The sequence below is a fragment of the Nonomuraea sp. B5E05 genome (assembly GCF_039880665.1).
GTDB lineage: Bacteria > Actinomycetota > Actinomycetes > Streptosporangiales > Streptosporangiaceae > Nonomuraea.
Window position 1 is genome coordinate 19,892 of sequence record NZ_JBDPMJ010000046.1, and the last position, 26,493, is coordinate 46,384.

General features: G+C 68.7%; 30 protein-coding genes and 1 pseudogene. 18 read left to right on the top strand and 13 right to left on the bottom strand.

Features of this window, described 5'->3' with window-relative positions; genetic code table 11:
• Positions 1-45: 45 nt before the first annotated feature.
• Together ABGB01_RS43115 and ABGB01_RS43120 are read right to left on the bottom strand one after the other, a co-directional pair.
• The gene (locus ABGB01_RS43115) at positions 46-915 is read right to left on the bottom strand and encodes a TIGR03621 family F420-dependent LLM class oxidoreductase (protein ID WP_347779875.1); all 870 of its coding nucleotides are present in this window, start codon (positions 913-915) and stop codon (positions 46-48) included.
• Positions 915-1,235, bottom strand: a complete 321-nt coding sequence (locus ABGB01_RS43120) for a hypothetical protein (protein WP_347779876.1) — start codon at positions 1,233-1,235, stop codon at positions 915-917. The genes ABGB01_RS43115 and ABGB01_RS43120 overlap by 1 nt, the downstream gene beginning before the upstream one ends.
• Positions 1,236-1,320: 85 nt before the next feature.
• Here ABGB01_RS43120 and ABGB01_RS43125 point away from each other — a divergent pair, with 85 nt between their 5' ends.
• The 5 genes from ABGB01_RS43125 to ABGB01_RS43145 are packed head-to-tail and all read left to right on the top strand — an operon-like array spanning position 1,321 to position 4,587.
• Positions 1,321-1,914 (top strand): TetR family transcriptional regulator, encoded by a 594-nt coding sequence (locus ABGB01_RS43125; protein ID WP_347779877.1) that lies wholly within the window; start codon positions 1,321-1,323, stop codon positions 1,912-1,914.
• A gap of 10 nt (positions 1,915-1,924) precedes the next feature.
• Complete coding sequence (locus ABGB01_RS43130; RefSeq protein ID WP_347779879.1) at positions 1,925-2,251, top strand: hypothetical protein; 327 nt, start codon at positions 1,925-1,927, stop codon at positions 2,249-2,251.
• Between the two features lie 18 nt (positions 2,252-2,269).
• A complete protein-coding gene (locus ABGB01_RS43135) occupies positions 2,270-2,917 on the top strand; it encodes a hypothetical protein (protein ID WP_347779881.1) in 648 nt (215 codons plus the stop codon).
• The gene (locus tag ABGB01_RS43140) at positions 2,914-3,366 is read left to right on the top strand and encodes a DUF1579 family protein (RefSeq protein WP_347779882.1); all 453 of its coding nucleotides are present in this window, start codon (positions 2,914-2,916) and stop codon (positions 3,364-3,366) included. Before ABGB01_RS43135 ends, ABGB01_RS43140 begins: the two co-directional genes overlap by 4 nt.
• A 12-nt stretch (positions 3,367-3,378) precedes the next feature.
• Complete coding sequence (locus ABGB01_RS43145) at positions 3,379-4,587, top strand: FAD-dependent oxidoreductase (RefSeq protein WP_347779883.1); 1,209 nt, start codon at positions 3,379-3,381, stop codon at positions 4,585-4,587.
• Here ABGB01_RS43145 and ABGB01_RS43150 read toward each other — a convergent pair.
• Both ABGB01_RS43150 and ABGB01_RS43155 read right to left on the bottom strand, forming a co-directional pair.
• Positions 4,584-5,372 carry a TetR/AcrR family transcriptional regulator gene (locus ABGB01_RS43150; RefSeq protein WP_347779885.1) on the bottom strand — a complete coding sequence of 263 codons (789 nt, stop codon included), beginning with the start codon at positions 5,370-5,372 and terminating at the stop codon, positions 4,584-4,586. The genes ABGB01_RS43145 and ABGB01_RS43150 overlap by 4 nt on opposite strands.
• Before the next feature lie 16 nt (positions 5,373-5,388).
• Positions 5,389-5,859 (bottom strand): isoprenylcysteine carboxylmethyltransferase family protein, encoded by a 471-nt coding sequence (locus tag ABGB01_RS43155; RefSeq protein ID WP_347779886.1) that lies wholly within the window; start codon positions 5,857-5,859, stop codon positions 5,389-5,391.
• Positions 5,860-5,924: 65 nt separating this feature from the next.
• On the opposite strand from ABGB01_RS43155, the gene ABGB01_RS43160 reads away from it, so the two are divergent.
• Positions 5,925-6,713, top strand: a complete 789-nt coding sequence (locus ABGB01_RS43160; RefSeq protein WP_347779887.1) for an aminoglycoside phosphotransferase family protein — start codon at positions 5,925-5,927, stop codon at positions 6,711-6,713.
• The gene (locus ABGB01_RS43165) at positions 6,700-7,470 is read left to right on the top strand and encodes an isocitrate lyase/phosphoenolpyruvate mutase family protein (RefSeq protein ID WP_347779889.1); all 771 of its coding nucleotides are present in this window, start codon (positions 6,700-6,702) and stop codon (positions 7,468-7,470) included. Before ABGB01_RS43160 ends, ABGB01_RS43165 begins: the two co-directional genes overlap by 14 nt.
• 2 nt (positions 7,471-7,472) lie before the next feature.
• On the opposite strand, the gene ABGB01_RS43170 is transcribed toward ABGB01_RS43165, so the two are convergent.
• Positions 7,473-8,390, bottom strand: a complete 918-nt coding sequence (locus tag ABGB01_RS43170) for a LysR substrate-binding domain-containing protein (RefSeq protein WP_347779891.1) — start codon at positions 8,388-8,390, stop codon at positions 7,473-7,475.
• Between the two features lie 101 nt (positions 8,391-8,491).
• Here ABGB01_RS43170 and ABGB01_RS43175 point away from each other — a divergent pair, with 101 nt between their 5' ends.
• Positions 8,492-9,754 (top strand): hypothetical protein, encoded by a 1,263-nt coding sequence (locus tag ABGB01_RS43175; protein ID WP_347779893.1) that lies wholly within the window; start codon positions 8,492-8,494, stop codon positions 9,752-9,754.
• On the opposite strand, the gene ABGB01_RS43180 is transcribed toward ABGB01_RS43175, so the two are convergent.
• On the bottom strand, positions 9,743-10,594 hold the full coding sequence (locus ABGB01_RS43180; RefSeq protein WP_347779895.1) for a sigma-70 family RNA polymerase sigma factor: 852 nt from the start codon (positions 10,592-10,594) through the stop codon (positions 9,743-9,745). The two genes, ABGB01_RS43175 and ABGB01_RS43180, sit on opposite strands and share 12 nt — an antisense overlap.
• Complete coding sequence (locus tag ABGB01_RS43185; protein WP_347779896.1) at positions 10,591-11,754, bottom strand: FAD-dependent oxidoreductase; 1,164 nt, start codon at positions 11,752-11,754, stop codon at positions 10,591-10,593. Before ABGB01_RS43185 ends, ABGB01_RS43180 begins: the two co-directional genes overlap by 4 nt.
• A gap of 178 nt (positions 11,755-11,932) precedes the next feature.
• Here ABGB01_RS43185 and ABGB01_RS43190 point away from each other — a divergent pair, with 178 nt between their 5' ends.
• Positions 11,933-12,964 (top strand): cytochrome P450, encoded by a 1,032-nt coding sequence (locus ABGB01_RS43190; RefSeq protein ID WP_347779897.1) that lies wholly within the window; start codon positions 11,933-11,935, stop codon positions 12,962-12,964.
• A gap of 68 nt (positions 12,965-13,032) precedes the next feature.
• Here the strand turns inward: ABGB01_RS43190 and ABGB01_RS43195 are convergent, their stop codons facing one another.
• Positions 13,033-13,353, bottom strand: a complete 321-nt coding sequence (locus tag ABGB01_RS43195; RefSeq protein WP_347779899.1) for a hypothetical protein — start codon at positions 13,351-13,353, stop codon at positions 13,033-13,035.
• Between the two features lie 134 nt (positions 13,354-13,487).
• Positions 13,488-13,827, bottom strand: a pseudogene (locus ABGB01_RS43200) (IS5/IS1182 family transposase); the annotation flags it as partial.
• A 361-nt stretch (positions 13,828-14,188) separates the two neighbouring features.
• Here ABGB01_RS43200 and ABGB01_RS43205 point away from each other — a divergent pair.
• The 6 genes from ABGB01_RS43205 (at position 14,189) to ABGB01_RS43230 (ending at position 19,034) form a co-directional block, all read left to right on the top strand.
• Complete coding sequence (locus ABGB01_RS43205; RefSeq protein ID WP_347779901.1) at positions 14,189-15,373, top strand: MFS transporter; 1,185 nt, start codon at positions 14,189-14,191, stop codon at positions 15,371-15,373.
• Between the two features lie 438 nt (positions 15,374-15,811).
• Positions 15,812-16,222 carry a tautomerase family protein gene (locus ABGB01_RS43210; protein ID WP_347779902.1) on the top strand — a complete coding sequence of 137 codons (411 nt, stop codon included), beginning with the start codon at positions 15,812-15,814 and terminating at the stop codon, positions 16,220-16,222.
• Positions 16,219-17,058, top strand: coding sequence for a fumarylacetoacetate hydrolase family protein (locus tag ABGB01_RS43215; RefSeq protein WP_347779904.1), 840 nt, complete (start codon positions 16,219-16,221; stop codon positions 17,056-17,058). Before ABGB01_RS43210 ends, ABGB01_RS43215 begins: the two co-directional genes overlap by 4 nt.
• An 18-nt stretch (positions 17,059-17,076) precedes the next feature.
• Positions 17,077-17,451: a Rid family detoxifying hydrolase gene (locus ABGB01_RS43220; RefSeq protein ID WP_347779905.1), complete on the top strand. Its 375-nt coding sequence runs from the start codon at positions 17,077-17,079 to the stop codon at positions 17,449-17,451.
• 18 nt (positions 17,452-17,469) lie between these two features.
• The gene (locus ABGB01_RS43225; RefSeq protein WP_347779907.1) at positions 17,470-18,333 is read left to right on the top strand and encodes a PhzF family phenazine biosynthesis protein; all 864 of its coding nucleotides are present in this window, start codon (positions 17,470-17,472) and stop codon (positions 18,331-18,333) included.
• Between the two features lie 269 nt (positions 18,334-18,602).
• The gene (locus ABGB01_RS43230; RefSeq protein WP_347779908.1) at positions 18,603-19,034 is read left to right on the top strand and encodes a MarR family winged helix-turn-helix transcriptional regulator; all 432 of its coding nucleotides are present in this window, start codon (positions 18,603-18,605) and stop codon (positions 19,032-19,034) included.
• Between the two features lie 477 nt (positions 19,035-19,511).
• Here ABGB01_RS43230 and ABGB01_RS43235 read toward each other — a convergent pair whose 3' ends face one another.
• The 4 genes from ABGB01_RS43235 to ABGB01_RS43250 form a co-directional block, all read right to left on the bottom strand.
• Complete coding sequence (locus ABGB01_RS43235; RefSeq protein ID WP_347779910.1) at positions 19,512-19,634, bottom strand: hypothetical protein; 123 nt, start codon at positions 19,632-19,634, stop codon at positions 19,512-19,514.
• A gap of 340 nt (positions 19,635-19,974) precedes the next feature.
• The gene (locus ABGB01_RS43240) at positions 19,975-20,220 is read right to left on the bottom strand and encodes a hypothetical protein (protein WP_347779911.1); all 246 of its coding nucleotides are present in this window, start codon (positions 20,218-20,220) and stop codon (positions 19,975-19,977) included.
• Between the two features lie 196 nt (positions 20,221-20,416).
• On the bottom strand, positions 20,417-21,508 hold the full coding sequence (locus ABGB01_RS43245) for a hypothetical protein (RefSeq protein ID WP_347779912.1): 1,092 nt from the start codon (positions 21,506-21,508) through the stop codon (positions 20,417-20,419).
• A gap of 121 nt (positions 21,509-21,629) precedes the next feature.
• Positions 21,630-22,511: a carboxymuconolactone decarboxylase family protein gene (locus tag ABGB01_RS43250; protein ID WP_347779913.1), complete on the bottom strand. Its 882-nt coding sequence runs from the start codon at positions 22,509-22,511 to the stop codon at positions 21,630-21,632.
• Between the two features lie 270 nt (positions 22,512-22,781).
• On the opposite strand from ABGB01_RS43250, the gene ABGB01_RS43255 reads away from it, so the two are divergent.
• The 3 genes from ABGB01_RS43255 (at position 22,782) to ABGB01_RS43265 (ending at position 26,468) form a co-directional block, all read left to right on the top strand.
• Positions 22,782-23,720: a GNAT family N-acetyltransferase gene (locus tag ABGB01_RS43255; protein WP_347779915.1), complete on the top strand. Its 939-nt coding sequence runs from the start codon at positions 22,782-22,784 to the stop codon at positions 23,718-23,720.
• A gap of 386 nt (positions 23,721-24,106) precedes the next feature.
• Positions 24,107-25,300: an IS481 family transposase gene (locus tag ABGB01_RS43260; RefSeq protein WP_347779916.1), complete on the top strand. Its 1,194-nt coding sequence runs from the start codon at positions 24,107-24,109 to the stop codon at positions 25,298-25,300.
• A 733-nt stretch (positions 25,301-26,033) separates the two neighbouring features.
• Positions 26,034-26,468: an ISAs1 family transposase gene (locus ABGB01_RS43265; protein WP_347779918.1), complete on the top strand. Its 435-nt coding sequence runs from the start codon at positions 26,034-26,036 to the stop codon at positions 26,466-26,468.
• Positions 26,469-26,493: the final 25 nt, after the last annotated feature.

Below are 26,493 nucleotides of genomic sequence, written 5' to 3' on the forward strand. Positions count from 1 at the left end.
TGTCAGAGTAGGGCCAGTCTCATGTCGGGGTGAATTTTTTTGTTCTTATCGAAGAAGCTCGATGACCTGGCCCATCGCGTCCAGACCGCCTTCCAGGACGGTGATGTAGCGGAACCCGAGTCGTTCGCGGTTCTTGCGCAGCTTGTCGGCGATCTGCTGGGCGGTGCCGACCAGCAGGCTCGGCACCTCGGCTCGTTCCTCGATGCTGAGGTGGGGTGCGAAGGGGGCTGCCTTCTCCAGTGCCGCCCTGCTGTCGTTGGTGATGACGACGTTGGGGACGGTGCTGTTGAACTCCACCTCTCGTTCGCCCAGCGCGGCCCGGACGAAGGCCACCCGTTCGGCCATGGACTCGGCGGAGGCGAAGGTCGGCAGGCCGCCTCCTTCGTGGCTGGAGGTGTCGGCGCCGTTGAAGCCGATGATGTCGGCCTCGCGGGCGGCGTAGCGCAGCAGCCGGTCTCCTCGTCCGGCGATCATGAGGGGCGGCCCTGGCCGCTGGGCCGGATGTGGCAGCACATCGGGGTCGGTGAACAGTCTGCGCAGCTCCGACACCATCCGCTGCAGGCCCTCCACCCGCTCGCCGCCGCTTCCGTACGGGAGTCCGGCTGCTTCGAACTCGTTCCTGGCGTGGCCGGCGCCCAGTCCCAGTTCCAGTCGCCCGTCGGTGAGCAGGTCGGTGGTGGCGATGTCGCGGGCGGCCAGGGCAGGCCGGTAGAAGTTGGCGTTGAGCATGTAGGTGCCGAGCCGCACGTGTTCGGTGGCCTCGGCGGCCAGCACGAGGGCGGGGAACGGGGCGGGCATGCCGAGATGGTCGGCGACCGAGATGGTGTCGAAGCCGAGGGCCTCGGCCTTCTTGCACTTGTCGACCCATGCGCGGCGGGTGGCGGGGATGTGCAGGGCGACGCCGAAGCGGAACATCACTTCGCCTCCTTGGAGATCGTCACCGGGCCGGTGATGGTGTCGAGTTCCTCGACCTCGAAGTCGGACAGGCTCAGCCGGATGTCTGTGGCCGCCTGGCTCGCCCGGCGCCAGTGTTGTTCGCTCTGGAACAGGGTGACGGTGGTGACCGTGTCGTCGCCCGAGTCGATGGCCTGATAGCTGACGATGCCGTCGGGGACCCTGACCGGCGCCTGCGCGGCGTCGCCGGTGAGCTGACCGGCGAACTGCCGTTCGACCCGATTCGTCAGGGCTTCGACCGTGCCCTTTCCGATCCGGTAGCGGCGTATGAACGCGTACATGCGTGCTTCCTCTCATCAATAAGTCCTCATATGAAGACTTGAAAGTCCCCGAGAGAGGATATAGCCTCGGCGGCGAGGAGGAAAGATGCGACGGACAGGACGGCGTCCGGGGACGTCGACCACCAGGGAGCAGATCGTGGCGGCCGCGGCTGCGTCGTTCAGCTCACTCGGCTACGACGGCACGAGCATGCGCCAGGTGGCCGCGGACGCAGGGGTCGACCCGGCGCTGGTGCGGCGATTCTTCGGCACCAAGGAACAACTGTTCAGCGCCGTCGTGACGGCGGTGTTCCAGCCGGGGCAGGCCGTGGGCATGCTCCTGGACGGTCCCCGAGGCAAGCTGGGGGAGCGGTTGACGCACTTCGTGCTCGGCCTGCTCGGGGACGTGGAGTCGCCGGGTCCGCTGCTGGGGCTGGTGCGCTCAGCGGCGACCAACGAGCACGCCGCCGGGCAGATACGGGAATTCCTGGCCCAGGACATGCTCGGCAGCCTCACGCGCAAACTGGGCGTGGACCACCCGGAGCTGCGGGCGGCGCTCGCCGCCGGCCAGCTGGTCGGGCTGGCCATCGCCCGCTACGCCGTCCAGGTGGACGCGCTGGTCTCCTCCTCACCCGACGAGCTGGCCCGCTGGGTCGCGCCGGCATTGCAGCGCTACCTGACCGGGCGGGCTCCCCAACCCTGAGGAGATTCCCATGTACGCGATCGTGCGGCACTACAGCACGAGCTCCGGCTCGATCGAGGAGATGGTCGAGCAGGTCGATCGCGAATTCGCCGACCGCATCCCCGAACAGGTCGGCTCGATTCTCTACACCGCTGTCCACACCGGCGACGGGACCGCGATGACGATCACCATGTTCGCCGACACCGCGACCGCCAACCGCTCCGAGCAGACGGTCGCGCAGGTCCAGCAGGCTCTGGCGGCGCGGTTCGGGGTCACCGAGACCGCCGTGCATCGCGGCGAGGTCATGGTGAGCAGAGCCTCGAAAGCGGTCGCCGAGACCGTCCGATTCACGAAGTAGCAAGAAGGGAGCATTTCCATGGTTGATCTTCCGAGTGGTCCCCTGGCCGAGGTGGACCTCGAATTCCAGAAGATGGCGCTGGAGACCGGCGGGTTCACGTTCGGGCTGGCGGGCACCAGCGTGCGGGAGAAACTGCTGCAGGTCACCGCGCACGACATCTGCCGCGGCCATCTCGGGCTGGCCTTCACCATGCACATCACGGCCCTGGACATGCACGGCGTCCCGTACGCCGACATGCTCGCACTGATCAGGTTCGTGGCCCCCTACGCCGGCTACCCGGCGGCGGCCGACGCGTTGAGCCGGGTGGCGCAGGTCGCGGCCGAGCGGGGCTTGGACACCACACCGCAGCCGAGCCGGGTGGCCGAGAGCTCGCCGGGCGCCGCCTGGCCGGTGGACGATCCGTGGCTGGCGGAGTTCCTGGCCTCGCGTACCGGGCGGGCCTGGTCGGAGGAGCGGCTGAGCGGGCGTGAGCGCGCCTTCGTCGCGCTGACCGCGCACGTCGCCAGGAACGCCTTCGGCGAGTCGTTCCGCAAGCATGTCGCGCTGGCCCTGCAGTTCGCCGGCCCGGACGAGATCCGCGACGCCCTGCGGTTCACCGCCGAGCTGAGCGTGACCGACACGGCCGAGGCGCTGGAGGCACTGGAGAAGGCGCTGGCGGCGGCGTGACATCCGACCTGGCGGCCCTGGCCTTCTTTGCCGGCGCGTGGGAAGGGCACGGAAAGTTTCTCACCACGGGGATCGCGCAGCCGGTCCTGCGGGTGGAGGGGGCCTTCCGGCACCGCGGGCACTGGCTGGAGCAGCGCTTCTCCTGGATCGAGCAGGGCGAGGGCCTCGACGTCCTGGAGGCGACACGGCTGTGGGGATATGACTCCGCCGAGCGGCGCTTCGTCTCCGAATGGTTCGACAGCCGAGGCCGCCGAGCCACCGTCACCTCGCCGGGCTGGACAGGGGACCGGCTGGTGGCCGAGGCGATCATCCTCGACGGAGGCCGCCGCGTCCACGCCCGCGAGACCTTCGTCAGAGTCGGCGACGACGAGTGGCGCCACCTCGCCGAGGCCGACTTCGGCCAGGGCCAGGTCCTGATCGAGGAACAGACGCTGCGGCGTGTGAGCTGAGGAGGAGGGCGCATGGACACGACCACCTGCTGCATCGCGGGCGGCGGACCGGCGGGGATCGTGCTGGGGCTGCTGCTGGCCAGGGCGGGTGTCGCGGTGACGGTGCTGGAGAAGCATGGGGACTTCCTGCGCGACTTCCGCGGCGACACGGTGCACCCGACCACCCTGGAACTGCTGGACGAGCTGGGCCTCGGCGACCGTTTCGAGCGGCTGCCGCAGAACCGCCTCGACGAGGTGCTGGTGCCGGTCGGCGGCGGGATCCAGCGGGTGGGCGACCTGGCGGCGCTGCCGGGCAGGTACAACTACATCGCGATGGTCCCGCAGTGGGACCTGCTCAACCTGCTCGCCAACGCCGCCGCCGAATACCCGACGTTCACCCTGCGGATGAACACCGAGGCCACCGGCCTGCTTACGGACGGGGGCAAGGTGACGGGCGTCGAGTACCGCACCCACGACGGTGAGGTGGGACGGATCCGCGCCCACCTCACGGTCGCCTGCGACGGCCGCTGGTCGGTGCTGCGCAGGGCGGCACGGCTACCGGCCAGGCAGTGGCCGGTCCCAATGGACGTGTGGTGGTTCAAGATCCCCCGCTGGGAACACGAACCCAAGGCCATGGTCCCCGTGATCAGCAGGCCGCGCCCGTTCATCATGATCGGGCGCGGCGACTACTGGCAGTGCGCCACCATCATCCCCAAGGGCACTGACGCGGAGCTGCGCCGGATGCCGGTCTCCGAACTGCTCGCCGCCCCGGCGGCCGGACCCGTCCCGTGGCTGGCCGACCGGGTGCACACGCTCGGCTCATGGGAGGAGGTCAAGCTCCTCGACGTGCGGCTGGACCGGCTGCGCCGCTGGCACAGGGACGGGCTGCTGTGCATCGGCGACGCGGCGCACGCGATGACCCCGGTAGGCGGGGTCGGCATCAACCTCGCGGTCCAGGACGCCGTGGCCGCCGCCCGGCTGCTGGCCGGCCCGCTGTTGCGCCGTGCCGTGACGCCGGCCGACCTGGCCAGGGTACGGCGCCGCCGCCTGCCCGCCACCATGCTGGCCCAGGGCCTGCAACGCCTGTTGCACGACAAGGCGCTGCGTCCCGCCCTGGAGGGCACCGGCACCACAGCCTCAGGGGATCCACTTCCTCTGCGGCTGCTACGCCGTTTCCCGTGGTTGCAGCGCGTCCCGGCGTACGTGGTCGCCAGAGGATTCCGCCCCGAGCGCCTCCACTAGGAGGGAACGGCCGCACGCAGGAACGCCTGCGCGAAGACCTCGCAGGCGTCCTCCACGGTGGGCAGGCTCGTGCCGAGCGCACCGGCGATGGCCGGCCGGGACATCACGTGCACGACCACCGGGGCGATCAGCAGTTGCGCCGCCACCGGCACGGGCATGCGCCGGATCCGGCCCGTCTCCATCTGGTCTTCGAGCCAGGAGCCGATGCCACTCAGGAACTGCGGCATGTACCGCCGCAGGACCTGACCGGCGGGTCCGTCCGGCCGGCTGATCACGTCGGCGAACAGGGAGGGCAGGACCCGGGGCTGCCGGTCGAACGCGATGACGAGGGTGCGGTAGATGGTCCTGACGGTGGTGCCGAGATCTGGGGAGTCGTCCAGGACGGCGTTGAGGTCGAGCAACGGGATGTGCCGCTCGAAGACGGCGGTGAGCAGGGCGTCCCTGCCACCGAGCGATTCGTGCAGGCTCGGCACCGAGCACTGCGCCGTGGAGGCGACCGCCTCCATCGTGAGTGCTGCGAGCCCTCGCTCCGCGATCAGGCGCGCCGCCGCGTTCACGGCGCGCTCGCGGGCCGGGGGCCGGCCTCCAGGATCGACCCCGGCCGCGCGTACGGCCTGGTCGAGGGTGCGGCGGCTGCCGCCGATCCTGCGGAGCAGCGTGCTGCGCGAGACGCCCGCCTTGGCGGCGATCGCGCTCAGCGACACGTTCGCGACGTCCTGCCCCGTCTCCTCCGCGGCGGCGATCGCCGCGTGGACCAGGAACTCGGGAATCTCGGTCACGGTCATTCCCGCGGGCCCGCCATCAGACGACGCCGGGGACGAACCGGCGCGTACGGCTCCGATAGTCGCGATAGCGAACGGGGAACGCCTGCTCCACCTGCTTCTCCTCCGCACGCACGGCCACGGTCATGCTGGTGACCATGGTAGCGACGAGATAGGCGAACAGCGTCCAGTGAGGCAACGCCAGCGCCCACGCCAGGATCACCGCGTAGACGCCGACGAGTTGCGGGTGTCGCAGATACCTGTAGGGCCCCGTGGTGACCAGGCCATCGGGGGTGCCGAACGGAGAGCGCTGCGAGGTCCACTGAGCGGGCCGGTACACCAGCCAATGTGCGCTACCCAGCAGGATCGATCCGAGCGCGCCGACGATCAGGCCGACCAGCACCAGAGGAGCGGTGCCAGCGGCCGCGCCGGAAAGGACGGCGATCAACCAGGGGAAGACGGCGATCATCAGGAGCGGACGGATGTACAGGAAGACGAGTACGCGGTTCATGGTGTGCGACGCTCCATCGTCGTGGAATTGAACCTTTACCATAATAAGGATTAGGATCAGATGCAATGACTGATGAAGAGGTGCTCCAGGACACGCCGCATCGGAGGGTGGTGCGGGTCGGTGACACCGTCCGCAGGCCCGTCCAGGCGTGGACGCCGGCCGTGCATGCGCTGCTGTCTCATCTGGAGGGCGCCGGGTTCCCGTTCTCGCCGCGCGTGCTGGGGATCGACGAGCAGGGCCGTGAGGTGCTGACCTATGTCGAGGGCGAGGCGGGCCCACGGAGCTGGGCCAAGGTGGCCGGGGACGGCGGTCTGGCGGCCATGGCGCGGTTGTTGCGCGACTATCACGACGCGGTCGCCGGGTTCCGCCCGCCGGACGGGCTCGCCTGGTACACCGGTGAGACAGGGCTGGGCGACGGGAAGTTGATCTGCCATGGCGACTTCGGCCCGTGGAACGTCGTGTGGCGGGACGAGCGGCCGGTCGGGATCCTCGACTGGGACTACGCCCGGCCGGCGGATCGCCTGTACGACATCGCCTACGCGCTGGAGCACCTCGCCCCGTTCCGCGACGACGAGGAATGCCTGCGCTGGCTGGCCTACAGCCGGCCGCCGGACCGCCGTCACAGGGTGAAGGCGTTCGCCGTCGCGTACGGCCTGCCTGACGCGGCCGGGTTGCCCGACGCGGTCATCGGCGTGCAGCGGGACATCCGTGAGCGGGTTCGCCGGCTGGGGGAGGCCGGCGCCGAGCCGCAGGCGACCTGGGTCGCGGACGGCTACCTCGACGAGCTGAGCAGGAGGGTCTCCTGGAGCCAGGAGAACCGGCACCTTTTCGAGGTCGACGATGACACTGAATGATCAGGCGGCCCTGCTCCGAGAGCTGCACAAGCCGGGATCCCCGCTGCTCCTGCCCAACGTCTGGGATGCGGCGAGCGCCAGGGTCGTGGCGGAGGCCGGGTTCCCGGCCCTGGCCACGGCCAGCGCGGCGATCTCCGCGATGCTCGGCTACCCGGACGGTGAGGGCGCGGCGGCCGAGGAGATGTTCGCCGCGGCCGGCCGTGTCATCCGCGTGGCACAGGTGCCGGTCACCGTCGATGCGGAGGCGGGTTATGGACTGTCCGCCGGAGAGCTCGTCGGCCGGCTGATCGGCATCGGCGCGGCCGGATTCAACCTTGAGGACAGCGACCCCGGGTCGGGCGGTCTCGTCGAGATGGAGGAACAGGCGCGACGCATCGCCGACGTGCGCGCCGCGGCCACCGGCTGTGGGGTGGACATCGTGATCAACGCTCGGGTCGACGTCTTCCGCGGTGGCAGGACGGAGACGGCCGACGTGATCGGTGAGGCCGTCGAGAGGGGCACGCGCTACCTGGAGGCGGGAGCCGACTGCGTCTATCCGATCATGGCCAGGTCGGAGTATGCCATTTCCGCGCTCGTGTCGGAGTTGCCCGGCCCGGTCAACACCAACTGCCTCCCCGGAGGGCCGAGCCTCGATCGGCTGACCGAGATCGGGGTTGCCAGGGTGTCCTTCGGGAGTGGGCCCCACAAGATGGCACTGGGCGCCCTCAAGGCCATGTCAGGGCGGATCCGCGCCCACGAGGATCCGTTCGTTGCCTGACTTCACTCATCGGGCCGACCGTCAGAGCGGCAGTGCCGTTCGAGCTCGGCCAGAATGGCCAGAACGGCGGGACGGCGCGTGCTGCCCGCACGCAGCAGCGCGACGATGTCACGCCCCGCCCGATCCGCTTCGACATCCTTGACCGCGATCCGCGGATGGAGGTGCAGGTCGGCGAAGGCGGGGATGAAGGCGACGCCGTGGCCTGCGGCGACCAGCGCGGCCACCACCGCGGAGTCGCTGCTGCGGTGCACGATGTCGGGCACGAGGCCGGCCTGGTGGCACAACGATTCGGCGAGCTGGCCGAAGTAGGTGCCCGGCTCCCCGGCCACCCATCGCTCGCCGGCCAGCTCGGCCAGGGGCACGGGCCCGCGGTGGCCGGCCAGCCGGTGACCGGACGGCACCGCGAGCCGTACCGGGTCGCGGAACAGCGGCTCGGCCCGCAGCCCTTCGGGGACCTGCAGCGGCGTGGTGTCGTAGGAGGGCACCACGGCCAGGTCGATCCGGCCGGACGCGACCGCCACGACCGCGTCGTCGGCGGCCGTACGGCCCTCCACCCGCAGCAGCGGACAGGACGCGGCCAGGCCGGTCAGCAGCCGCGGCAGCAGGTTGATGGCGAGGGTCTGCACGAACGCGACCCGGACCAGCCCCGACACGGTGCCGCTGAGCTGCTCGACGGCGGCCCCCGCGGCCTCGATCTCGTTGAGCACCCGCTCCGCCCGCAGCGCCAGCACCTGGCCCGCCTCGGTGAGCCGCAACCCCCGGCCGACCCTCTCCGTCAGCGGCATCCCGACGCCACGCTGCAACGCGGCCAACTGGTGGCTTGCCGCCGAGCGGGACAGGTGCAGGGCCTCGGCCGCCGCGGTGAGAGTCCCACGCAGCCGCAGCTCGTGCAGCAGGCGCATTGCCGGTACGGACAGCATTGGTGAAGCATATCGAACGGTCACCGGAAGATAGTTGAGCTTGTCTGACATATGAAGGTCTTGTTGTGCTGGAGAGCACCTGGACGATCGACGGAGGCGCCATGAGGACCGAAGCGAACCAGACCCGCGACCCCCTGCCGTACGGCCCCGGCACCGTGCTCACCGGCACCGAGGCCCACCTGCGCAAGCTGTCCGAGGCCTGGCGGCACATCCACCGCCGGCACGAGGCCGGGCTGCCCCTGCACAACGTCAGCGGACTGGAGCGCGGCCTGCCGCTGCCCAAACTGGACCCCTGGACCCTGGACGACGAATGGGCCGGTGCCCTGTACACCGGGCGCGTACGAGAGCTCGGGCTCACCCACCTGGGCGGCAACGCGGACGTGCATGACATCGCGGTCGCCAACCGGCTGACGGCCGCCCTGTTCGCGGCCTTCCAGGTGACGGTACGCCCGGGATCGACCGTCGTGGGCGTCTCCGCCACCTACAGCCATCCCGCCGTCGTCCGCGCGGTGAGGGACGCGGGCGGCCATCTCGTGGACACGATCGGTCCGGCGGGGTTCCAGCAGGCGCTGAGCGAACGCTCCGACGTCTCGGTGGTGGCGCTGACCCGGCTCGCCGTCAGCTACGAAGCGCTCGCGGAAGACGACCTGCGCCTCGTGGTCGCCCTGGCACACGAGCGCGGCGCGGTGGTCGTGGTCGACGACGCCGGGGGAGCCCGCGTAGGGCCCGCCGTGCTCGGCCAGCCCCGCACGCTGGAACTCGGCGCCGACCTCGGCGCCACCGGCCTGGACAAGTACGGCGTGGCCGGGCCCCGCGTGGGCCTGCTCGGCGGCCGGGCCGATCTGGTCGGCCGCGCCCGGGCCAGACTCTTCGAGCTGGGCAGCGAATGCCGGCCCGTGCTTTACCCGGCGGTCGTCCAGACGCTGGAGACCTACCGGCCGGAACGCGTGCGCGCCCTGGTCGCCTCGACGCGGCTGGCCGGGGCGGCGCTGCGGACCAGGCTCGGAGAGCACATGGTGCACGACACACCCTTCATCACCCGCCTGCCCGGCGAGGCCATCAGCGCCGAACTCGCCCGCCGCGCCGGCCCCGGTACGACCCCTCCGGCGCCCATCGACGCCACCGCCCTGCTCGCGATGGTGCTGCTGCGCGAGCACGGCCTGCTCACCGTGCACTTCGCCGGCATGCCGCCCGGCACCTCCGCATTGCTGATCAAGTTCCTGCCCGCGCAGACCATCGAGGCACTCGGCGGGCCCGAAGCCTTCGCCGCGACGGTCGATCTCTCCCTCGACCAGGCCGCCGCCGTCCTCACCGAGGGGGAGGCGGCGGTCCGGCGGCTGCTTCTCGGAGACTCAGACGGTTAGTCGAGCCAGCTTGTCGGGGTTCAGCACGCCGTAGACCTCGCTGATGTGCTGCCCGTCCTCGCCCAGCACCGCGACCAGCACCGCGTACGGCCGGCCGTCGGCGAAGATGGCCGCGGTGGGCGGGCCGTCCTGGGTGGACCAGCGCACCGTCACCTCGGCGTCGACCGGCGCCACCCGCGCCAGCACCCTGCTCACCCGCTCGCTGCCGGTGATGGGGCGCAGGGCGGCCTTGGTACGCCCGCCGCCGTCGGTTCGCAGCGTCACGTCGGGGGCCAGCACCTCCATCAGGCCGACGATGCTCCCGCCGAGGGCGGCGTCGAGGAAACGTTCGGAGACGGCCTGGGCGGTGGCCCGCTCCTGGCTGAACCTCGGCCGGCGGGCCTGGACGTGTTCGCGGGCGCGGTGGATGAGCTGGCGCACGGCGGCGGCGGAGCGGTCGAGGATGCGGGAGATCTCGGTGTGCTGGAAGCCGAACGCCTCATGCAGGATGAAGGCCGCTCGTTCCAGGGGGGAGAGAGTCTCCAGCACCACCATCAGCCCGTAGGTGACGTCCTGGGCGCGGGCCACGTCCTCGGCCGGGTCCTGAGCCAGGTCCGGAGCGGGCTCGGGCAGCCAGGGGCCGATGTATTCGTGGTGGAGGCGGTTGCGTTCGTTCAGTGCGAGCCGGGTGAGGATGCGGACGAGGTAGGCGCGGGGGTTCTCCACTTTGCCGTGGTCCACGCCGTGCCAGCGCAGCCAGGTCTCCTGTACGACGTCTTCGGCGTCGCCGACGCTGCCCAGGATGTCGTGGGCGAGGCTGAACAGCAGGTTGCGGTGGGTGTGGAAGGGATCCTGAGTCATCGGGCCGCGCGGTCGGTGATGCGGAGCGCGCGCAGGGCGCCGTCGGCGGCCTTGATCGCGCTGTTGATGGAGATCTCGCCGCGCATGCCGGGCGCGGCCACCAGGTCGCCCGCCAGGAACACGCCGTGCCCCCGGTCGATCGCGGGGCGGTCGCGCCAGGTCAGGCCGGGCAGGTCGAGCGCGCCGGTGCGGTGCTTGGCAGCGCCGGAGCGCTGCCAGGTCACGCGCTCGCGCCAGCCGGGCACGGCCAGGTCGGCCAGCGCCTCCACCCGCGAGGTCGCCTGCGCCCTGCTCTCCTCGCGTCGGATCGGCATGTCGATCTGGAACAACGTCTCTCCTCTCGGGGCGGCGGTGGGATCCTGCATGGAGTAGCTCTCGTGGAAGCCGCCGCCGTCCAGGTCCCAGCAGATGAAACGGTCGCCGCGCGCCGAGCGTACGGCCAGGTCGAACATCACGCAGTTGCCGCTCTCCCAGCGCAGGCTTTCGTCGCCGAGCAGCAGCCGGGCCGACGACAGCTCGGTGGCCACGATCACGGGCTCGCCCGGCAGGTCGCTCACCCGGGAACCCACCTCGATGCGGACGCCGAGTTCGCGGGCGCGGCCGGCGAGCCGGTCGATCACCGCCTGCCAGCCGCCGATCACCCAGCGGACCGCCGGCGGGCGCAGCGCGAACACCCGGCGCAGCAGGTTCCACACGAACGCGGCCGACAACCGTCCAGTATCGGCGTCGAAAGTCACCACACTGATCGCGTTGGCGGCGATCCGGGCCGTGTGCTCGCCGTACCGGGTGGAGGCCCAGGTGTGGAAGTCCACCTCCACCGGTGCCGTCCTGGGGCCCGTCGCCATCATCCGGACGAAACCGGCGGGCGGCAGCCGCCGCAACCGGCCATCGCGGACGAACCCCATCCGGTAATCACGCACCGCCGGCCTGCCCAGCGCCCCGACCAGGCCCCGCTCCTTCAGCCACGTCCAGTGCGGGCCGTCGGCGTAGAATACATGCGCGCCCTCATGCGCCAGGTACGGCCCGCCGGCCGCGCGCCCCCGCCCGCCGAGGCTCCTGTGCGCCTCGTGCAGCGTTACCTGCGCGCCCGCTTCCGCACAGACGACGGCCGCCACTAAACCGGCCAGCCCGCCGCCGACCACCACGATCTTTTTCGTCACAGTCGTTCTCCTTTCCGCATCACCCCATAAGAAGGAAAAAGTCCCACCGATGTGACATGGCCGATCGGCTGCTCAGAGCGCGGGGCTATCATGGAGCAGGGCCGCAAGTTCCACCCGCGTCTCCATCCCGGGCGGCAGGACGGCCTGGCTGGTCACCGGCCACGCGAACGTGCGCGCGGTGCTGACGGACCCGCACGTCAGCTCCGACCGTACGCATCCCGAGTTTCCACTGGTCATGCCCGGCTTCGGGCAGAACCTCAAGGGATCGATCCTGACCGTGGACCCGCCGGAGCACAACACGCACCGCCGCATGGTCACCACCGAGTTCACGGTCAGGCGGGTGCAGAGCATGCGCCCACGGGTGCAGGAGATCGTGGACGGGCGCATCGACGAGCTGCTGGCCGGGCCGCGCCCCGCCGACCTGGTGCAGGCGGTGGCCCTGCCGGTCCCGTCGATGGTGATCTGCGAGCTGCTCGGGGTTCCGTACAGCGAGCGGGGGTTCTTCCACACCCGCACCGCCGAGATCGTCAACAAGGGCACCAGCGCCGAGCGGCGTACGGCGGCGATGGGCGAGGTGCGCCGGTTCCTGTACGCGCTGGTCGGTGAGAAGCTCCACGAGCCGGGCGAGGACCTGTTGAGCCGTCTGGTCGTGAAGTATCAGGAAGCGGACATGTTCGACCATGACGCGATGTCCGCGATGGCCCTCACACTGCTGATCGCCGGGCACGAGACCACCGCGAACATGATCTCGCTCGGCACGACCGCGCTGCTGGAGAACCCGGACCAGCTCGCCGAGCTGCGGGCGGACCCGTCGCTCATGCCGGGCGCGGTGGAAGAACTGCTGCGCTACTTCACCATCGTCGACCCCGCCACGTCCCGGGTGGCGACGCGCGATCTTGAGGTGGACGGCGCCCTCATCCGCGCGGATGAGGGCGTCATCGCCGCAGCCGCCTCCGGCAACCGCGACCCCCGCGTATTCGAGGACCCCGACACCCTGGACATTCACCGCTCCGCACGCGGCCATCTGGCCTTCGGCTACGGCATCCATCAGTGCCTGGGGCAGAACCTGGCCCGGCTGGAGCTGGAGATCGTCTACAGCACGCTGCTGCGCCGCGTTCCCGGCCTGAGGCTGGCCGTGCCGTTCGACGAGCTGCCGTTCAAGCACGACGCGAACGTGTACGGGCTGCACCGGCTCCCGGTGACATGGTGAGCGTCGTGGAGATGGGCGGGCTCCTATGCGCTGCCGTGGTTCCGGATGATGAGCTGAACGTCTTTCTGTCATCGCGATGTCCGGGCACGAAGCCTCTCGAACCGGTCGCCATGTTTCTTCAGTTCGTCCGTTTGAAATGACCGCTCGGTTCGAGCCCATACCTGAACCAGGTGCACTTCTTCCTTGCATTTCACATCGGCGACGGCGGTAGATATCTCATCCGGCGTCGGCTGGTCGGAACTCCATCGCGAATCGTTCGTCGCCTGGAGCGGATCGGTGTAGGAGAAGCCGTCCCGGCGCATGCAGACACTCCACTTGCGAAAAGCGGCGGTGACGTCTGGATTTTTGCTGGAGGAGTCGAATGATTCCTCGTTGATACGCCTCAGCAAAGGACTGTCTGTGCCTTCCTCCTCTCTGCTGACCCGGGTATAGGCTGCCCTGGCGCACCCGCCCTGTCCGTCCGGGCCATAAGCGCCGAGCCGTTGCTCGGCCGAGAGCCGTTGGGACCGGGGGTGGCGACACGGTCGGTGGCGATGACGATGCCATCGAGGTTGACGTGCGTCAGGCCCGCCTCCTGGGCCGCGTTCAGCGCTTGGGTGCAGGTCCGGGGCATGCCTGGCCAGGACGTCGATGCCCTCGTGCAGGTAGCGGTAGACGGTCGTGCCGCCGATGCCGTGATCGGCCGCCAGTTGCCGGAGGCGGGTGCCGTCGCAAAACCAGCGCAGGATGAGGACGGCCTGGGCGAAGCAGCCGAGCGCGCGGCGGTCTCGCCGGGTGCCCCGGCGGCGGCGCTCGGCGTGCAGCTGGGCGGACAGGAACAGCACGGTCTCCCGGCGTACATCGAGGGTCGCCGAGTATGTCACACTGGTGGGCACCTGAAGCCTCTGGTTATGAAGTTGATCTCTAGTCAAGACCACTTCTATAAGGGGCTTTACGCATGTTCGACCACCGGGCCGCGGCATGCCGAGACAATCGAGCCCTACGCAGAGCGACGAACTGTTACAGACGACAGCTCACTGCCTGTAAGTCCGCGCCGGCCAGGTCCGCGGTGACTGGCTCAGCGCCTATCAGTGCAGCACCGACTGCACCATCCTCCGCCTTCAGGCAGCGCGCACCGTCCACCTCAGTCTTCAGACTGAGATCGGAATGGCTCGCTGTGAACGTGGAGGATATATGACGACGGAGTCGACGAAGTGGCGTGGTGTGGCCGTGGTGGGCGCGCTCATGCTGGGCGCGTTCGCCTTCAATACCACCGAGAATTTGCCGATCGGCATTCTCAAGCTGATGTCGGAGGACCTGGGCCAGTCGTTGTCGGCCGTTGGTCTGCTGGTGTCTGGCTATGGACTGACCGTGGCCCTCGTCTCGGTGCCGATCGCCACGGTGACCCGCGCGGTCCCCCGTCGGTTAGTCCTCTGCGTCCTGCTGGCCACGCTGTTCCTCGCGAGCGTCGTGGCGGCTCTGGGATCCTCGTACGGGGTGCTGCTGGCGAGCCGATTGGTCACTGCGGTGGCCCAGGCGTTGTTCTGGGCGGTGATGGGGCCCGTCGCGGTCGGCCTGTTTCCCCCGCGCGTCCGCGGGCGCGTCATAGGAGCGCTGTCCGTGGGCGGTTCGCTCGCTCTCGTCCTCGGGGTGCCCGGCGGCACCTGGCTGGGCCAGCAGGCCAGCTGGCCGGTTCCGTTCCTGGTGGTCGGCGCGCTGGCCATCCCCTCCTTCATCGTTATCGCCACTGTGCTGCCGACGTCCCGCCCAGAAGTAGGCCACGCCGTGCGCGGCGTGGCGCCGGACACCCGCCGGTTCGCGGTCGTGCTGACCGTCACCGGGCTCACGGTCACCGGCGTCTTCGCCGGGTACACCTACATCTCCACGTTCCTGGTGGACGAAGCTGGGTTCAGCGAGTCTTCCGTCAGCACCCTGCTCTTGGTCCTCGGCATCACCGGCATCGTCGGCGTCGCGGTGTACGGGCGGCTCCTCGATCGCTTTCCCTGGGCGACCCTCACGCTCCCCGTGACGACGCAGGCGGTGGCGCTGCTCGGCCTGTCGGCCGCGGGCGAGTCGCAGACCCTGGCAGTGATCACGATCGTGTTCCTCGGCGCCTCGCTGGGGCCTATCTTCATGGCCACGCAGAGCCAGGTCATGCACTTCGCGCCGGGCCGCACGGAAACAGCCATCGCCGCGAACGGCGCCGCCTACAACCTGGGCGTGGCCGCGGGCGCCCTCGCGGGCGGCCTGCTGCTTCCCATCATCAGCGTGCGCGGCACCTTTCTGGTCGGCGGCCTGATGACGGCCGCCGCGCTGTTGCTCCTCCTTGAGGAGCGATTTCTGTCCCTGGGCCGCAAAGAACGGTGCACCGACACCCCCGAGAAGGCGAAGGGAAGGCACGAAACGCAGGATCCTCTCTCGCAGGGGTAGTGCGAACGTTGCACGACGTTCTGGATGTTGTTCTGGCTCAGGGGCAGGTCCATGGCCAGGGCCAGGTCACGGGCGCGCAGGGAGCCGCCGGTCTCGTCGAAGGCGGCGAGAGTCTGCTGGTAGGCGGGGTGATCGGGGACAGTCGGCGGCCGCTCGGCCGGGGCGGGATCTTCGGCGAGGGAGATGGGGGTCTTGCGCTGATGCGCAGGTGCTCGACGTGCTCGCTGAGTTCGCCCAGACGTGCGGTGAGGGTGTCGATCTCCGCCTGGGTCTGCTCGATCTGGCAGGTCAGGGAGTGCTCGCGGGCCGCCCCGCGTGTGCCAATCAAATCTCGGTTGGTCGACGGCGTCACTGTGGTGTGCTGCCGGTCGGTCCCGGTTGCTCGTGCGAGATAGGTGTATATACACTCAATTGTATTCATCACCCAAGGAGGAACCGATGCCGTTCGTACGCATCTCGTTGAACAGACAGCCGGGGGACTTTGCCCGCCAGGTGGGCGAGCAGGTCCAGCAGGCGATGATTCAGGCGCTGGGCATCCCAGCCGGCGACCGTTTCCATGTCATCACCCAGCACGGCGAGGGCGAACTCGTCTACGACCCGTCGTTCCTCGACGTCGAGCGCACCGATGGGATCATCTTCATCCAGATCACGCTCGCCACCGGCCGCGATCGCGAGGCCAAGACCACCCTGTACCAGGCCATCGCCGGACGGCTCTCCGCCGAGCTCGCGGTACGCCCCGAGGATGTGTTCATCACCTTGCTGGAGGTGCCGGTGGAGAACTTTTCCTTCGGCAATGGCGAGGCGCAGTTCGCCGACAGGCTTCCCCCGCACCTGGCTCGGACGACATGAGGCTCGCCACCTATCGTCACCAGGGCCGGGTATGGGTCGGCGTGGTCGAGGGTGACACTGTCAGACCTGCCGGACAGGCCACGACGATGCTGGACGTCATCACCGGCGCCGGCCGGTTTCAGGCGGAGTCGTTGCCGTTGTCCCAGGTGCGGCTGCTGGCGCCGATTCCGCGGCCGCCGCGCAATGTCCTGTGCGTCGGCAAGAACTATCTCGACCACGCCGGAGAGTTCGACCGTAGCGGCTTCAACAGGACGGGGGCGGGCAGCCTCCCGGAGGCGCCGGTTGTCTTCACCAAGCCGCCGGAGTCCGTGATCGGCCCGGACGCCCAGATCCTGCTTCCCCGAGACATCACGTCATGCCTGGACTACGAGGCCGAACTCGCAGTCGTCATCGGCATGAAGGGCCGCGGCATCACCCCCGCGCGGGCGCTGGATCACGTCTTCGGCTACACGATCGTCAACGACGTCACCGCGCGCGACCTCCAGGCGCGGCACACCCAGTGGTTTCTCGGCAAGGCCCTGGACACCTCCTGCCCGATGGGGCCGTGGATCGTCACCGCCGACGAGATCGACCCCACGACACTGGAGATCCGTTGCTGGGTCAACGACGAGCCGCGCCAGCATGCCCGTACGGAAGAGCTGCTCTTCGACATTCCGACCCTCGTCTCGACCATCTCGGCGGGAACGACGCTCCATCCCGGCGACATCATCGCAACGGGTACGCCCGCCGGGGTGGGTGCGGGCTTCGACCCTCCCCGATTCCTGGCCGACGGCGACACCGTCCGCGTCGAGATCTCCGGCATCGGCACGCTGACCAACACGGTCCGCGTCCTCTGAACCCCGAAAGGACCACTCATGCCCGACGTCATCACCACAGAGGCCATCGCGCGGCCGGCCGGCCCGTTCTCCGCCGCCGTGCGCAGTGCCGGGCTCATCTTCATCAGCGGGCAGGTCGCCCAGGATCCTGCGACCGGAAAGCTGCTCGACGCGGACGTCGGCGTCCAGACCGAGCAAGCGCTGGCCAATCTGGCGGCGGTTCTGGCCGCGGCGGGCAAGTCACTCGCGGACGTGGTGCGCGTCGGCGTCTACCTGACCGACATGAACGACTTCGCCGCGATGAACGCCGCCTACGACCAGGTGTTCACCCACCCGTACCCGGCCCGTACGGCCATCGGCGTGGCGGCACTGCCACTCGGCGCCCGCGTCGAGATCGACGCCATCGCCATCTGACTCCGGAAAGAGCACGCCATGGAGTACGCGTTCGCCATCGCCGACGTCTTCACCCGACGACCGTTCGGCGGCAACCAACTCGCCGTCATCCCCGACGCCCGCGGCCTGCCCGAGACCGCGATGCGGGACCTGGCCAGAGAGTTCGGCTTCTCGGAGACCGCGTACGTCTTGCCGCCACAAGACGCTTGTCACACCTGCCGCCTGCGCATCTTCACCCCGAACGGTGAGCTGCCTTTCGCCGGCCACCCCACCATCGGCACCGCATCAGTGCTTACCGCCGGTGGGTGGGCCGACGCCGGAGAGTTGGTCTTCGAGGAAGGCATCGGGCCAATCACCGTGTACACGGACGGACTGTTCAGCCGGTTGACCCTGAACACGCCCCTCGACGCTCCCGGCCATCAACCCCCAGCCGCGGCGATAGCAGGGGCGCTGTCCCTGCCCGAGGCGGACCTCCTCGACTGCTGGTACGCCGGCACGGGACTGAACTTCTGCTACGTCCATCTGGCCAGCGCCGAAGCCGTCGACCGCGCTGTGCTGGACAAGGCCCGCTGGGCAGCCGATCTCGCCGATGGCTGGTCACCGCACCTGTACGTGTTCGCCGGCGAGCTCAGAACCGGCGGCCATCTGTACGCCCGTGCCTTCGTACCGGCCAACGGCGTGGAGGAGGACCCGGCCACCGGTTCCGCGTGTGCCGGCCTGGTCGCGAGCTTTGCTGATCGATGCGCCGACGGCGAGTGCCTGCTCACCATCGAACAGGGAGTGCGCATGGGACGCCCCAGCATCATCGAGGCCACCGCCAGGACCGAGGGCGGCCGACTGGCGTGTGTCACCGTCGCCGGCTCCACCGCCATCGTCGCTCGCGGAACGATCACGCTGGACTGACGCCTAGGAGGACAATCCAGAAAGAACTCGCCGCGCAGCCCATCGGCTATTGGAGCGGCGAGGCCTATCGCCAAATGACCGGGCGCCTGCGCCTGGAGCTGACGGTGGAGGGGTTCACCCAGCCTGTGCTGGTGGACGCTCAATCACGTCGCCGGAGTCACCGGCCCGGTGTGCGCCGCGGAACGCAACGCACCAGAAACGGATGCACGGGCCGCGACCGAGACCTGTTTCGATTGACCCGGCGCGAAGAGTGTACATACACTCTTTTCATGGAACCCGCGACCACAGAATGCGTGTGCACCAACCTGCGCATGACCACACGCTGGATCGACCGTATCTACAACCAGGCTTTGGGCAAGGTGGGCCTGCGCGCCACCGGCTACGCCATCCTGTCTCGCGTGGACGCGGAGGGGCCGATCACCGTCAGTCGGCTTGCGGGCCGGATGGCCATGGAGCGTACGACCTGTTCACGTGAAGTGGAGTTGCTGACCCGCGCCGGGCTGTTGCAGATCGAGCCCGGGCCCGACCGCCGTCAGAGAGTCGTGCAGCTCTCGCCCGTAGGGAAGGACAAGCTCGCCGAGGGACGTCCGCACTGGGAGGTGGTTCAGGAAAGGGTGGCCGAGGCTTTCGGCCGGCAGTACACCGACGACCTGATCGGCATGCTCCGCAAACTGCTCGCCGACACCGAACACCTTTACTGAAAGGCCATGGCGCTCCTGCGCGAGGAGAAGGAGATCTTGGGTTAGGCCATGGCTTCCTTGTGCGGAGGACGGATCTGCCGAGATGAAGTTCCGGCTGGCCCACTGGCCCATGAGGCCTTCCCGCTGGTCCGGGTGCTGGGAGTGTCGCACCAGGGCTACCGCCTCTGGGCGGCCCGCGCCCGCCGTGACAAGACCGGCTGGCCGGCACGGTTCGCGCCTCGGACGGCGGCGAGATCGAAGGACGGCAGGTCCACTGGATCAGGCGACGTCAGGGGGGCCGGCGCGGATCGCGGGCAGGATCCCGGTCAACTTTTCCCGAGGATGAGACTATCGGCCTGGTCAGCTCAGACGATCCGAACGGGCAGAACCGGATACCACCCACGCCGCGCCTGTTGGCACCCGGTCGGGTCGCAAAGGATCAGCCGCAGTGCACGTTGTTGAGCTCGCGAGTCACCCAGGCCGGTACCGTTCCCGCAACTACTGGGCCACATAGGCGCGCTCGGCGTCGGCGACGTTGGCCGCGTACCGTTCCAGCGCCTCGACCTGGGCCAGCACCGGCTGCTCGCTGCTGTCCAGCGCCCGGCTCAGGGGTTCGGCCACAGCCTCGACCTCAGCGATGAGGCCCGGCGCGACGGTCCGCGTGTGCTCGGCGCGCAGCGCCGAACAGCTTGGCCAGCAGGCGGGCGATCTCCCGTTCCTGCGCGGGAAGCATCACCGCGTTGGCGCACGTCGTCCAGCAGGCCCTCGGCGTTGACCCGAGAGCCGGTGACGGCGGCGATGGCGTGCCGGGCTCGGGTCAGGAGCTTGGCAGCGGGCTCGTCGAGGTCGTCGATGAGCATGTAGTGGCCCTCATACCAGCGCGGTTGGGCGAAGGCCGCTCATTCGCCCGCGTACTCGTCCGACTCGTCCTTGGGCAAGCCGTTGCGGCCGATCAGCACCATCACCAAGGGGTGCCGAGCATTGCGAGCAGCAGGCCGAGACCGGGACTCAGGAGCCCGAGGCTGAGCAGCAGGCCGAAGGACGCCGCCGGGCCGAACGCCGCGAGCATCCAGTAGTGGACGCTGGTGAACGGCCGCCGCAGCCTGGGAGTCCAGCCCCGGCGCATGTTGATGAGAACGTCGCCGCTCTTTCTGAGAGCATGGGCGTCCTCCAGCGGCACCTCTGGGTCTACTATCACGTCAGCCACGAGTCCAGATCCTGGAGTTTGTAGCGGTCGGCGTCCACCTACCAGGGGGAGTCATGCTGACCATGGCCCGTTGAGGGGCTTGGGCGCGTCGCTGGAGGAGATCAGTCAATTGCTCTGTCATCCTGCCCGGCGTCGCTGTACAGCCTCCGCTGGCCCGGGACACACCACCCTGGTGTAGGAGCCGATGGGCTGTGGGTCAGCGCCCGCTGCCCGCTATGACGCCGGAATAGGCGGCGAGTACCTTGACCTGGCCCGGTTCGGCGTTCTTCGGGGGGATGTGGGCTGCCACCTGGAACAGTTCGGTGACCTTCATGTACGTGTAGTACCTTCCGCGCAGGAATCCGCTGTCCTTATGGGAGACATAGCCGCGTTCCTGGGTCGGCCGCACGTCGTAGCGCGTGGTGCGCTCGATCGTGGTGAAGGTCAGTGCTCCGCCGTCGGTGGTGCGCATCGTGTATGACGGGTAGCGGGTGGCTGGGCGGGCGGTTGATGTGCTGCGTGCGAAGTGTTTCGTCCTCTGGCGAGTCACCGCGTCCTGTGTGGTGATGCTGTCGGTGGCGAAGAGGCTCTTGGCGGCGGCAGTGCCCTTGCCGGCCAGGTGGGCGGCGTACTTCTTCGCGAAATCGGCGGGTGACATCAGCAAGCTGGTTCTGTCCGTGGGGCCGACTTCTGAGGCGACGCCCGAGGCGTCGACGGCGATCGCGGGCAGTTCCTTGGAGGTGGTGCCGCCGAAGACATCGGGAGCGTACATTTGCCGCCAACCGTTCGCCTCCCGGACGAAGAGCAGATATGTCGGCTCCTTTTCGGTCGTCGTCTTGTAGTGCATTTGTGCAGTGACCAGGAGCAAGGGCCGCTGCCCCGCTGCCGACGCGCGGAAGACCGGTCGCACGTAGCCGAACGGCCGGTACCTGATGGTCTTGTACAGGATGCGGCTGGAGGCGTAGTCGGCCTTGTCGATGGTCAAGCTGGAGCCGCCTTCGTAGCTCGCCAGGAGTGTGTCGCTGCGAGCCTTGTTGGCAACATTGTTGCGCTTGACATAATCCGCGAGGATCGAGGCGGCCTCCTGGTCCGAGACGGCGCGGGCCGGTGTCGGGGCACTGCTCGCGTGGAGTGTGCCTGGAATGCTCGCCGTGGGGCTCGCCTTTCCGTCCATGCCCGGCAGGGCGGAGCACCCTGTGAGCAGGCATCCTGCCATGAAGCTGCTGATCGTCCAGCCGAACCGACGCACTTTCCGTACCTCTAACCATTCCGTGAGTAAGTTGCCGAAATAGCGATCTGTCGAGTGCACGACGGAGCTGCTGTCAGAGAGCACTCCGTCGTGAGGCCCGCCTCAACCTGCCGAGCCCCACACCGCGCATGCAGCCCGCAAGGCCGCATGCGCGGTGCCCCCGGGGGCCCTCTCTGCGACGTCAGTGTCGAGTCGCGAGGAAGTCACGCAGCGCTTCGAAGCCGCGCCCGGCTCTGGCGATGCCGAACTCGGCGATCAGGAGCAGGACCGCGCGTAGCTGGTCCTCGGTCGCGCCGTGGTCGAGCGCCAGGCCGGCATGCATCTGGAACGAGTGGCCGAGAGTGCCGTTCAGCACGTCGGTCGCGATAGTGCACAGGGCTCGTTCGGCCACGGTCAGGTTGGCCCGGCCCCAGCGCTCGCCGAACTGTTCTTCGAGGAACGCGGCGAATTCTTCGTCCAGCGCCTTCGCCTCGGTGAGGACCTGCGGGGGAAGCTCTACGTTCGTCTCCACCGCCGTGCCGGTCGGCGGGCTGATGGTCTCGATGGACTTTTCGATCTCGACCAGTCGCATCAGGGCCTCGGCCGCAGTCGGATATCCCACATAGGGAGCGAGGTGGCGTACCGCCTCGCGCATGTCTTCCAGCGCGACACCGTTCGACAGGGCCATCGTGACGTGCGTCTGCAGCGGGAACTGCAGGTTGTGGCAGCACAGGTCAGCGGCGATGAACACGAACGCCTTCTCGCGCATCGTGAGTTGCTGCAGGCCCCAAGCAAACCGGCCACGCTTGACGGCCATGTCGCCGAAGTCGGGATCCAGTGAGGTGATGGCGTTCTGCGAAGCGAGTTTCATGGAAAGATCTCCTTTGTTACTTGGGTAGGTCGATGAAGAAGGCCAGGGGATGCTCGACAGCACGCTGGTGCGCATCCTGGGCGATGTACGGCCGAGCGGTCGCACAGCCCCGCCGCCGAGCGTTCCGTGCGCCTGGTGCGACGTCACCTCGGCCCCAGCATCCACGCAAGCGATGGCCACGGTGAGCTCTGCCAGGCCGGCATCCACGATCATGACCTCGGCACGCTTCTCCCGCGTGTTCCTGGTCTCTCTCATGAGAGAGCCGAGCAACCGAAGATGTGACATGGGTGGCCGATGTCACGAACGGGTAACCACGGTTCGAATGGCAAGCCATGAACGTGAAGACCCTCGGGTTCATCCTGAAGCCCCTTCAGCTCACGCGAACTCTGGGATGTCCAAGGGGGCAGGCCAAGTAAGCGCGAAAGCAGCAGTGTGGGCTACCCTCGGCCGCTGATCGCCAATGTCACGCCCAGGGGAGTGCATATGAGCCAGCCTCAGCCCACTGGCAACACGGGATTCGTTGTTGCCCAAGCTGCTACCACGTCGCAACCGGAGTCCGCAGGAATCGTGGGCGATATCCGGCGGCTCACCATCGACGACCTTTCCCAATGCCTGAAACTGGCACAAGACCGTGACTGGCCAGCCGAAGAGCACAAGTGGCGGCTGTTGCTCGAAATCGGCGATGTGTATGGCATCGATGACCCGGATGCGAGTGAGAGAGATCCGGCCGGTCGACTTGCCGGTACGGTGATATCCACCCCCTACGGGACACAACTGACGTTCATCAGCATGGTTCTCGTCGCCAAGCGGCACCAGCGCCGCGGTATCGGCGGCCGGATGATGCGGCACGCGCTGCGACACTCGGGCACAGACGCCGCCCGCCTGACCGCCACGCCGTACGGTCGCCACCTCTATGCGCGGTTGGGGTTTCGCGGCGTCGGCACCGTCAGCACGTTCACGGGCATCCCCGCCCGCACGATGGCGAACGTCGGCGAGGCCGCCTCTCGCCTGGCGACTCCCGCTGACCTACCCGCCATAGCGGCCCTGGACCAGGTGGCGTTCGGCGCACCTCGTACCTCTCTGGTGTCCGCGCTTCCCTCCTTCTGTTCCAGCCTGCGTGTTGTACAGGGCCCATCCGGCATCGCCGGATACGGCGGCGCCTGGAAGAGTCTGGACCGGACAACGATCGGTCCCGTCATCGCCGACGACATCGCGGCTGCCAGAACGCTGATCGCCGATCTCGCGGCCGACGTGCCCGGGACCATCCGGGTGGACATCGACGAGCGGCACGCCGGGCTCATTTCCTGGGTGGAGCAACACGGCCTGACACACACGTACGACTCCGAGGTCATGGCCTATGGCCCTGCACGGGCCGACCGCCCAGATTGGGTGTTCGCCATGGCCGCGCAGGCCCTCGGGTGAGGCTCGTGACCAACCAAGTGTGCGGCTCCGTGCAGCCAGCGGCTAAGACGAGCTCGTCATGGAAAGTGGTCGAGTAAGCGGGGTGTCACGCGGTCGGCATGAGAGGCGCGCCTTGTTGTGGATGGGCGTGACACATGGTGCCCAGGGAAACCCGTTTGAACCTGTCACTGCCCATGGGCGGCGTTCATACGGACGGTCAAATGACGGTCAACGATCAAAGGCCTGGTTCTCGATCTTGAGAACCAGGCCTTTGACCTGCGGTACCACTGTCGGGGTGGCGGTGTGCTGGTTCAGGACATAAGAAACCCATGTCGCAGGACATAGGAAACTTCAACAGGGTGTGTCTCAGGACATAGGCAACCGCCGCGATCAACAGCGTGTGCGGTGTGTCCAAGGCCAGAGTTGTCATCACCGCTGTTGTCGTCGAGGGCCGGTCCCAGGCAGAGGTCGCCCGCGCTTACGGAGTGTCCAAGGGCTGGGTGTCCAAGCTCGTCGCGCGCTACCGGGCCGAGGGCGAGGCGGCGTTCGAGCCCCGCTCCCGGCGGCCGAAGAGCTCGCCGAACGCGATCGACGCCGACACCGTCGAGTTGATCGTCCGGCTCCGCAAACAGCTCGCCGAGCAAGGCCTGGATGCCGGCCCGGACACCATCGCCTGGCACCTGCGCCAGCACCATCAGCGGACGGTGTCCCGGGCCACGATCAGCCGATACCTCACCCGTCGCGGCCTGGTGGTACCCGAGCCGAAGAAGCGGCCCCGCTCGTCCTACATCCGCTTCCAGGCAGAACAGCCGAACGAGACCTGGCAGGCCGACTTCACCCACTACCGCCTCGCCGACGGCACCGACACCGAGATCCTGTCCTGGCTGGACGACCACTCCCGCTACGCCCTGTCGGTGACCGCGCACGCCCGCGTCACCGGCCCGATCGTGCGCGACACCTTCCGCGCCGCGGTCGTCGCGCACGGCGTGCCGGCCTCCACGCTGACCGACAACGGCATGGTGTTCACCACCCGGCTGGCCGGCGGGCGCGGCGGCCGCAACGCCTTCGAACACGACCTGCGCCGCCTGCACGTCCGCCAGAAGAACAGCCGCCCCAACCACCCCACCACCTGCGGCAAGGTCGAACGCTTCCAGCAGACCATGAAGAACTGGCTGCGCGCCCAGCCCGACCAGCCGGCCACACTGGCCGGCCTGCAGACGCTTCTCGACCGTTTCGCCGATGCCTACAACCACCGCCGCCCGCACCGGTCCCTCCCGCGCCGCGCCACCCCGGCAGCGGCCTACACAGCCTCGCCCAAGGCCCTGCCCGACGGCAGCCGCGACGCCGACACACACGCCCGCGTCCGCCACGACCGCATCGACCCCTCCGGCGTGGTCACCCTGCGCGTCAACGGCCGCCTCCACCACATCGGCATCGGCCGAACCCACGCCCGAACCCACGTCATCCTGCTGATCGACGACCTGCACGTCCGCATCGCCAACGCCGTCACCGGAGAACTCCTGCGCGAGCTGACCATCGACCCCGCCCGCGACTACCAACCCCAGGCAAACCCCAACACGACGAAACCCCCGAACCCGTAGGTTCGAGGGTTTCCGATGTCCTGAGACATCACACTGTCGGGGTGGCGGGATTTGAACCCACGACCTCTTCGTCCCGAAGGAAGACAGGCAAGCCTGATCAAGTCGATCTGAGTCGATCGGGTGCCTCTCACCATACAAAACCCTCTGGGGAGGGCACGGGAAGTCCGAGGGAACCGCAAGACGGTGGCTCCCAAGTTGGCTCCCGTGGCTCCTCTCCGGACCCAGGAGAGCAAGGCCGTTGCGTTCTCGGCTGATGGACGTTCGCTGGCTCAGGCGTTGAGGGCACCCCGGGGTGCACATGACAAACGCGACCACTGATGATCGTCGGTGTCTAGCCAGTCGATCAAGAACAGGGGCCGCGTTCGCGTGCCATCATCCCCGATCGACGTGTTCTCGCGCCACTTGGAGCACGTCACCGTCGCCGACCTGCCCGCCGAGCCGCTCGATCTGCCCACGCTCGCCGAACTCCTGGACACCATCCCGGACCCGCGCAGCCGCCGGGGACGCCGCTACCGGCTCGGCCCCTTGCTCGCGGTATCCCTGCTCGCCGTAGTCAGCGGCGCGACCTCCCTGACGAAGATCGCCCGGTTCATCGCCGGGTACGACCCTGACCTGCGCGCCCGTGCCGGCCTGCCCGGCAGAGTGCGCCTGGCCGCCAGCACCCTGGGACGACTGTTCGCCCGCCTGGACGGCGACGCCTTCGACACCGCTACCTGCACCTATCTGACCGCGCTTGCCACCTGCGCCCCACCCCGCCACCCCAGGCAACCGGCCCGCAGACCGGATCCCCCTGTCCGGCCTGGCCGTGGACGGCAAGACCCTGCGCGGCAGCCGCACCAGCCAAGGCGTGACCCACCTGCTGGCCGCCACCTGCCACAACACCCAGATCGTCATAGCCCAACGGCAGGTCGAGGCCAAGAGCAACGAGATCCCCGCCTTCACACCCCTGCTGTCCCACCTCGACCTGACCAGCGTGGTGGTCACCGCCGATGCCCTGCACACCCAGCACGACCACGCCCGGCACATCGTCGCCGCCGGCGGCCACTACCTGTTCATCGTCAAGGGCAACCAGTGCGCCACGAGGCGCTCTGACGCATCCCCGCCAAGGCGGGACAGACTCGAAGGGAGGTCTGCTGGGTCCGATGGCTTACCTGGAGCCGAAAGGTGAAGGGGACCAGAGCATGCCAGGAAAC

Excerpts from the sequence above, each read along its gene's own strand:
- ABGB01_RS43255 (WP_347779915.1), top strand. The coding sequence starts at position 22,782 with ATGAGCCAGCCTCAGCCCACTGGCAACACGGGATTCGTTGTTGCCCAA.
- ABGB01_RS43150 (WP_347779885.1), bottom strand. The coding sequence starts at position 5,372 with ATGACCGTGACCGAGATTCCCGAGTTCCTGGTCCACGCGGCGATCGCC.
- ABGB01_RS43225 (WP_347779907.1), top strand. The coding sequence starts at position 17,470 with ATGGAGTACGCGTTCGCCATCGCCGACGTCTTCACCCGACGACCGTTC.
- ABGB01_RS43135 (WP_347779881.1), top strand. The coding sequence starts at position 2,270 with ATGGTTGATCTTCCGAGTGGTCCCCTGGCCGAGGTGGACCTCGAATTC.
- ABGB01_RS43125 (WP_347779877.1), top strand. The coding sequence starts at position 1,321 with ATGCGACGGACAGGACGGCGTCCGGGGACGTCGACCACCAGGGAGCAG.
- ABGB01_RS43165 (WP_347779889.1), top strand. The coding sequence starts at position 6,700 with ATGACACTGAATGATCAGGCGGCCCTGCTCCGAGAGCTGCACAAGCCG.
- ABGB01_RS43160 (WP_347779887.1), top strand. The coding sequence starts at position 5,925 with ATGACTGATGAAGAGGTGCTCCAGGACACGCCGCATCGGAGGGTGGTG.
- ABGB01_RS43120 (WP_347779876.1), bottom strand. The coding sequence starts at position 1,235 with ATGTACGCGTTCATACGCCGCTACCGGATCGGAAAGGGCACGGTCGAA.
- ABGB01_RS43130 (WP_347779879.1), top strand. The coding sequence starts at position 1,925 with ATGTACGCGATCGTGCGGCACTACAGCACGAGCTCCGGCTCGATCGAG.
- ABGB01_RS43220 (WP_347779905.1), top strand. The coding sequence starts at position 17,077 with ATGCCCGACGTCATCACCACAGAGGCCATCGCGCGGCCGGCCGGCCCG.
- ABGB01_RS43145 (WP_347779883.1), top strand. The coding sequence starts at position 3,379 with ATGGACACGACCACCTGCTGCATCGCGGGCGGCGGACCGGCGGGGATC.
- ABGB01_RS43175 (WP_347779893.1), top strand. The coding sequence starts at position 8,492 with ATGAGGACCGAAGCGAACCAGACCCGCGACCCCCTGCCGTACGGCCCC.
- ABGB01_RS43205 (WP_347779901.1), top strand. The coding sequence starts at position 14,189 with ATGCTGGGCGCGTTCGCCTTCAATACCACCGAGAATTTGCCGATCGGC.
- ABGB01_RS43230 (WP_347779908.1), top strand. The coding sequence starts at position 18,603 with ATGGAACCCGCGACCACAGAATGCGTGTGCACCAACCTGCGCATGACC.
- ABGB01_RS43170 (WP_347779891.1), bottom strand. The coding sequence starts at position 8,390 with ATGCTGTCCGTACCGGCAATGCGCCTGCTGCACGAGCTGCGGCTGCGT.
- ABGB01_RS43115 (WP_347779875.1), bottom strand. The coding sequence starts at position 915 with ATGTTCCGCTTCGGCGTCGCCCTGCACATCCCCGCCACCCGCCGCGCA.
- ABGB01_RS43215 (WP_347779904.1), top strand. The coding sequence starts at position 16,219 with ATGAGGCTCGCCACCTATCGTCACCAGGGCCGGGTATGGGTCGGCGTG.
- ABGB01_RS43210 (WP_347779902.1), top strand. The coding sequence starts at position 15,812 with ATGCCGTTCGTACGCATCTCGTTGAACAGACAGCCGGGGGACTTTGCC.
- ABGB01_RS43250 (WP_347779913.1), bottom strand. The coding sequence starts at position 22,511 with ATGATCGTGGATGCCGGCCTGGCAGAGCTCACCGTGGCCATCGCTTGC.
- ABGB01_RS43155 (WP_347779886.1), bottom strand. The coding sequence starts at position 5,859 with ATGAACCGCGTACTCGTCTTCCTGTACATCCGTCCGCTCCTGATGATC.
- ABGB01_RS43180 (WP_347779895.1), bottom strand. The coding sequence starts at position 10,594 with ATGACTCAGGATCCCTTCCACACCCACCGCAACCTGCTGTTCAGCCTC.